Source organism: Aestuariivita sp., assembly GCF_049276915.1.
GTDB lineage: Bacteria > Pseudomonadota > Alphaproteobacteria > Rhodobacterales > Rhodobacteraceae > Aestuariivita.
On sequence record NZ_JBASXK010000043.1, the window covers coordinates 1 to 2,104 of the forward strand.

Genomic DNA, 2,104 nt, shown 5'->3' on the forward strand with positions numbered 1-2,104 from the left:
CCTGTATATATGTGTTTTCTCGCGCGCGATGAGAAGTAAGGAGAAGGTACCTATTGAAATATAAGTAATATTGAAAGAAGGTATATTATACATACTGTTCAACGCTTTACGGGCTGACTTCTTTCAAATTTGCCCGTTGAAGGAATTGAAAGAAGTGCCTGACGGCCCGTTCGCCCCGCACCTGACCTGACCCCCTTTGGGGCTTGGCGAGACCACAGCCTTCACCGGCCAGTCCTCTCGCCTCGCTCATCAAAACGAAGAGGAGGTCTCTATGACCCAACCCACAGAAACCCTGCGCAGCATCCTTGCGCTTGACCTTGGCACGACCACTGGCTGGGCCATCCGCGACTTTGACGGCCTGATCACCAGTGGCACCGTCAGCTTTAAGCCCAGCCGCTATGACGGTGGCGGTATGCGCTATCTACGCTTCACCAATTGGCTAACGGAGATCGACCGGCTCAGCGGTCCGATAGAAGCGATTTATTTCGAAGAAGTCCGTCGTCACGCAGGCACTGATGCAGCCCATGTTTATGGCGGCCTCCTAGCCGTTCTAACCAGCTGGGGTGAGTTGCGCGGGGTGCCATACCAAGGTGTCCCGGTGGGAACTATCAAAAAACACGCATCTGGCAAAGGCAACGCGCCCAAGCAGGCCATGATCGACGCTGCTCGCAAACGCGGCTTTAACCCTGCAGATGACAACGAGGCCGATGCCATCGCCATCCTGCTCTGGGCGATCGAGACGAATGGAGGTGTCGCATGAACCGCCATCTTCAAATTGGTCTGGAACAGCGTGATGGTGATGATGTCGGCTGTGATCCGCGCGCCATGTCGGCGGACGAGTTGACGCAACTTGGCCATAGTCGCGTCTCGCCTTTGCGGGTCCTGCGCCTCAAATGTCTCGATTGCTGCAACGTCTCAGCTCAGGAAGTGCGGCTCTGCACGGCGGGCGGCTGCCCAAGCTGGCCGTTTCGGATGGCAAAGAACCCTTGGCGTAGGAAGCTTGATCCTCAGGAGCGAGCCGCCTTGCAGGCTCGACTGGTCCCCAATGGCGCATCGGAGTCAACGGCGGCCCAGAAAACAGGGCGCGAAATCGCAGCCTCGGATTTTGATAGGGGAAGGGTGCCCAACGACATAGCCGTCGATTTACCCTCTTCAAAACTGGGTGTCGCAGAGGGAGGTGCGTCATGAGTTGCATGCGGTTCACTCCAAGAGGCTACGGCGGTCACCGCCGTGACGCTGAGCGTGTCAAGCGTGACGGCTGGTACGAACAAGGCGTGCTGGCTGTCAGCGTCGACGATCACCGTCTGACCTGGCCCGAGCGCGAACTGGTCCGCCAGCTTGGCGAAAAGCTGTACGGCGTGCTTCCGATGAGTCGGGGGGAGGTGCGCAATGGCAAATGATTGGACGCGCGCCATGGTGGCCGACCGGCTGGACCTTGCGGCGGACGTCATGCGCAGCCTGCCGCCAGTGCGCCCGCAAGGCTATGTCAGCGCATGGCCTGAGTATACCTACAGCTTTGCGGATCACGTGGAACAGGAGCCGCGGATGAAACGGCCGTTGCCCTCGCCGCGGATGATCACACAGGCTGACGAGGCATTGCTCTGGCTACGATGGCTAGACAAGGATATCGGTCAGATCCTTTGGGCGCGCGCCAACCGCAAGGCCTGGAAGGGTATCAGTTGGCAGCACGGGATCAGTCGTGCCACGGCGAACCGTCGGTTTGAGTACGGGCTGGCGGTGATTGTCTGGCGGCTCAACGGCAAGGCCGTGCCGCGCAAGCGCTCGATGGCGTTCGTTATTCAGCGTACCGTATGAGTGATCGGGGCGGCGGCAAACGCGGCCGCCCTGTCAACCCCTTTCGTTCGTGCGAGACATTTTTTGGTGAGACACCACAAGGTGTGACAGATCCCGATCGTGAGGCTATAAGAACGGTAAGATGACCGTCGTGTGACTGAGAGAACGGGTCGGTTTGAATGGGTTTGTAGAGGCGTAAATGGTGACCGAGTTGCAGAAAAAACTGTCTCTGGTCGATTTTGCGAGACATATAACCCATTGATCTTGAACGGTTCCTTCCTGTTTGTAACCGTATACGGGGGGGCTGGGC

The 2,104-nt window shown here is 58.1% G+C and carries 4 protein-coding genes; all 4 read left to right on the top strand.

The annotated features are described in order from the left end of the window. Positions 1-271 precede the first annotated feature (271 nt). The 4 genes from WAO69_RS04295 to WAO69_RS04310 are packed head-to-tail and all read left to right on the top strand — an operon-like array spanning position 272 to position 1,815. The gene (locus tag WAO69_RS04295) at positions 272-760 is read left to right on the top strand and encodes a crossover junction endodeoxyribonuclease RuvC (protein ID WP_422176815.1); all 489 of its coding nucleotides are present in this window, start codon (positions 272-274) and stop codon (positions 758-760) included. Beyond that, on the top strand, positions 757-1,188 hold the full coding sequence (locus WAO69_RS04300) for a hypothetical protein (protein ID WP_422176816.1): 432 nt from the start codon (positions 757-759) through the stop codon (positions 1,186-1,188). Before WAO69_RS04295 ends, WAO69_RS04300 begins: the two co-directional genes overlap by 4 nt. 5 nt (positions 1,189-1,193) lie before the next feature. Beyond that, entirely contained in the window at positions 1,194-1,400 is a 207-nt protein-coding gene (locus tag WAO69_RS04305) for a hypothetical protein (protein WP_422176818.1), read from the top strand. After that, on the top strand, positions 1,390-1,815 hold the full coding sequence (locus WAO69_RS04310) for a DUF6362 family protein (RefSeq protein WP_422176817.1): 426 nt from the start codon (positions 1,390-1,392) through the stop codon (positions 1,813-1,815). The genes WAO69_RS04305 and WAO69_RS04310 overlap by 11 nt, the downstream gene beginning before the upstream one ends. The last annotated feature ends 289 nt before the right edge of the window (positions 1,816-2,104 follow it).

Coding starts and splice junctions, on each gene's coding strand:
- WAO69_RS04310 (WP_422176817.1), top strand. CDS start 1,390: ATGGCAAATGATTGGACGCGCGCCATGGTGGCCGACCGGCTGGACCTT.
- WAO69_RS04300 (WP_422176816.1), top strand. CDS start 757: ATGAACCGCCATCTTCAAATTGGTCTGGAACAGCGTGATGGTGATGAT.
- WAO69_RS04305 (WP_422176818.1), top strand. CDS start 1,194: ATGCGGTTCACTCCAAGAGGCTACGGCGGTCACCGCCGTGACGCTGAG.
- WAO69_RS04295 (WP_422176815.1), top strand. CDS start 272: ATGACCCAACCCACAGAAACCCTGCGCAGCATCCTTGCGCTTGACCTT.